At 73.3% G+C, this 3332-nt stretch carries 4 protein-coding genes; 1 reads left to right on the top strand and 3 read right to left on the bottom strand.

The genetic code is table 11. From position 1 onward, the window contains the following. Positions 1–388: 388 nt before the first annotated feature. Entirely contained in the window at positions 389–1396 is a 1008-nt protein-coding gene (locus tag ACIQ8B_RS32890) for a stage II sporulation protein M (RefSeq protein WP_403551991.1), read from the bottom strand. A gap of 148 nt (positions 1397–1544) precedes the next feature. Here ACIQ8B_RS32890 and ACIQ8B_RS32885 point away from each other — a divergent pair, with 148 nt between their 5' ends. Continuing rightward, positions 1545–2492: an RDD family protein gene (locus ACIQ8B_RS32885; RefSeq protein ID WP_403551989.1), complete on the top strand. Its 948-nt coding sequence runs from the start codon at positions 1545–1547 to the stop codon at positions 2490–2492. 20 nt (positions 2493–2512) lie between these two features. On the opposite strand, the gene ACIQ8B_RS32880 is transcribed toward ACIQ8B_RS32885, so the two are convergent. Together ACIQ8B_RS32880 and ACIQ8B_RS32875 are read right to left on the bottom strand one after the other, a co-directional pair. Next, positions 2513–3127, bottom strand: a complete 615-nt coding sequence (locus ACIQ8B_RS32880) for a hypothetical protein (protein ID WP_366252160.1) — start codon at positions 3125–3127, stop codon at positions 2513–2515. Between the two features lie 110 nt (positions 3128–3237). Then, the coding region (locus ACIQ8B_RS32875) for an adenosylhomocysteinase (protein WP_403551993.1) at positions 3238–3332 on the bottom strand (95 nt) is incomplete at its 5' end.

The raw sequence follows: 3332 nt of genomic DNA, 5'->3' as shown, positions 1-3332 counted from the left end.
GAGTTCTCAAGGAACGGACGCTTCCTTCGTACTCACCCTCTCGGGCTTTCCTCCGGGCGCTTCCCTTCGGTGTTTCCGACTCTATCAGATCTTTTCGATCCGATTTCCTCGGCGCTTTCCAGGTCGACGCTTTCGCGCTTTCCTTTCCGGCGGATCCGACTTTATCAGAACTTTCGGGGCGGATTTACCGGCCTTGAATTTCCGACTTGTCGGGGGGTGCTTCCGCGGAATCTGCGTCCCGGCGGGAAGCCAGTAGATGTTCACCGTCGCCTTCCGGGTCAGAACCCATCCTCAGGCAACTGCTCCAATCTACCTCCCCACCGGCACCGTGTCAACGGCTCCCGCGGGGCGAAGAGGAGACTAGCAGCTCACCGGGGCCGGTCGCACATCAGGCGGCCGTGGGCACGTCAGCGCTGCGTTCGGACGCCTCGAGGTCTCCGGTGGCGCCGGCGCGGGCGGCCCGTCCGCCCAGGACGTAGACGTACGCCAGGAAGGCCAGCTCCGCGGCGACGCCGATGGTGATGCGGGCCCAGGTGGGCAGGCCGGAGGGGGTGACGAAGCCTTCGATGGCGCCGGAGACGAAGAGCACCAGGGCGAGGCCGATCGCCATGGCGAGGGCGGCCCGGCCCTCCTCGGCGAGCGCGGTGCGCCGGGTGCGCGGGCCGGGGTCGATGACGGTCCAGCCGAGTCGGAGCCCCGTGCCCGCGGCGACGAAGACCGCGGTGAGTTCCAGCAGGCCGTGCGGGACGACCAGGCCGAGGAAGGTGTCGAGGCGTCCGGCGGAGGACATCAGGCCGAAGCCGACGCCCAGGTTGAGCATGTTCTGGAAGAGGATCCACAGCACCGGCAGGCCGAGGAAGACGCCGAGGATCAGGCACAGGGCCGCGGCCCACGCGTTGTTCGTCCACACCTGGGCGGCGAAGGAGGCCGCCGGGTTGCTGGAGTAGTACGTCTCGTACTGGCCGCCGGGGCGGGTCATCTCGCGGAGTTCGGCGGGCGCCGCTATGGAGGCCTGGACCTCGGGGCTGGTGCCTATCCACCAGCCGAACAGGGCGGCCACGGCGGTGGAGATCAGCGCCGTCGGCACCCACCAGTGACGCGCGCGGTAGACGGCGGCGGGGAAGCCGTGGGTCAGGAAGTGCGTGGCGTCGCGCCAGGACGCCCGGCGGGTGCCCGTCACCGCGCTGCGCGCGCGGGCGACCAGCTGGCTGAGCCGGCCGGTGAGCTGGGGGTCGGGAGCGGCCGACTGGATCACCGAGAGGTGGGTGGCGGCGCGCTGGTAGAGGGCGACGAGTTCGTCGGCCTCCGCTCCGGTGAGCCGGCGGCGTCGCCTGAGCAGGGCGTCGAGGCGGTCCCACTCCGCGCGGTGGGCGGAGACGAAGACGTCGAGGTCCATCGGTGTGCCTGCTCCTCGGCTGTCGTCGGCGGTCGCGCGGACCGGTGGATGGGCGAGTGCGCTGTCCGGCTGCTCGTACTGCGGTGCGATGTGCCCTCAGCTTGGCAGACTGGCGGTGTCCGGGGCAGACCAGGGAAGGGCGGCGGGCGTGAGTGAGCTGGTGACGGGCGAGGCGGTGGCGTTGGAGCTGCGCCCCGCGAAGCTGCCCAGCAGGGGTCTGGCGGTGCTGCTGGATCTGGTGGCGGCCGTGACCGTGTACATCCTGGTGACCCTCGGGCTGGTGGCGGCGACGGCCTCGCTGGACGAGGCGGCGCAGACGGCGGTGTCGATCGCGACGTTCGTCCTGGTGCTGGCGGGCGGGCCGATCCTGGTCGAGACGCTGACGCACGGGCGGTCGCTCGGGAAGCTGGCGTGCGGGCTGCGGGTGGTGCGGGACGACGGGGGGCCGATCCGGTTCCGGCACGCGCTGGTGCGGGGGCTGCTCGGGGTGATCGAGATCCTGATGACGTTCGGGGTGGTGGCCTGCGTCGCCTCGCTGGTGTCGGCGCGCGGCCGGCGGCTGGGGGACGTGTTCGCGGGGACGCTGGTCGTGCGGGAGCGGGTGCCGGCCGGGCAGGGCGGTCTCGTGCCGCCGCCTCCCCCCTGGCTGGCGGGGCGTTTCTCCGGGCTCGATCTGTCGGCGGTGCCCGACGCGCTGTGGCTCGCCGTCCGTCAGTACCTGACGCGGATGCGGCAGCTCGATCCGCAGGTCGGCGGGTCGATGGCGGAGCGGCTGGCGTCGGACGTGGCGGGGCGCACCGGGGCGCCGGTGCCTCCGGGGGTGCCGCCCGCGATGTACCTGGCGGCGGTGCTGCAGGAGCGGCAGGCGCGGGAGGCGCAGCGGACGTTCGGCAGTGGGGGCGTTCCGGCTGCTCCCGCTCCCACCGGTGCGGGCGGGCCGGTGCCGCCGCCCGTCGGGGCGCCCGCCGCCGTGCCTCCGGCGGTTCCGCCGGTCGCGCCGCCCGCGAGCACCGAGGTTCCCCGGCCGACCGGAGCGGGCGGCGGTGCGGGCGCGTCGGCCGAGCGGCCCTCCACGGGGTTCGTGCCGCCCGCGTGACCGCCGTCGTCGGCGCTGCCTCAGCCGAGGTCCGACGGCGGTGAGTCCAGGTCCTCGAGCTCGACCCCGGGCGCCGACAGGACGACGTCGCCGGCCAGGTGCACGGTGTGTTGTTCGCCCGTGTCCAGGGCCGTGACCTGGTACGCGTCCACGATCAGGGGGCCGTTGTCAGTGGCGTGTGTTTCTCTGTCGACCAACGCCCAGGACTGGTCCACGGTGCGGGGGGCGAGGACCGGGTCGGTGAAGGCGACGAGGCGTACGCGGGTGGCCGCGGCGGAGGGGGTGAGGCGCAGGAGGCGGGCGGTGGCGACGAGGAAGGCGGGGGACGAGCCGGTGAAGGCGTGGGCGCGCACATTGCCTTCGGTGGCGTGGGCCCCGGTGGGGTCGGTGCGCACCCAGGTGACGCCGTCGAGGGCGGCGCCGCGGACCTGCCAGCTCGCGGCGTGCAGTTCGAGGCGGAGCGGGCGGCCGAGGGCGTCGAGGGTGAGGTCGACCGAGCCCAGGTGATCGCCGGCGGGGGCGGTCAGCTGGGAGACGTAGCGCCAGCCGGAGGGTCCGGGGGCGCAGTGGAAGTGTTCTTCGGCGAGGGGGGTGCGATCGTGCGGATCGTGGAGCGCATAGCGGCCGCGGGGCATGGGGGTCCTGGGTCGTGAGGGGCTGGGCCGGTCGCCGGTCCGCCAACGGGGCAGGCCCCCGGCACGGGGGTGCGGGGGCCTGCCTCGGTGCTCGGTGAGGAGCGGTCGGCTCAGTAGCGGTAGTGGTCGGGCTTGAACGGGCCCTCGACCTTCACGCCGATGTACTCGGCCTGGTCCGGGCGGAGCGTGGTGAGCTTGACGCCGA

It is taken from the genome of Streptomyces sp. NPDC096105 (genome assembly GCF_044763335.1).
Classification (GTDB): domain Bacteria; phylum Actinomycetota; class Actinomycetes; order Streptomycetales; family Streptomycetaceae; genus Streptomyces.
The sequence above is the reverse complement of the archived record's forward strand: the minus strand, read 5'-3'. Positions and strand labels throughout refer to the sequence as shown.

Excerpts from the sequence above, each read along its gene's own strand:
- ACIQ8B_RS32880 (WP_366252160.1), bottom strand. The coding sequence starts at position 3,127 with ATGCCCCGCGGCCGCTATGCGCTCCACGATCCGCACGATCGCACCCCC.
- ACIQ8B_RS32890 (WP_403551991.1), bottom strand. The coding sequence starts at position 1,396 with ATGGACCTCGACGTCTTCGTCTCCGCCCACCGCGCGGAGTGGGACCGC.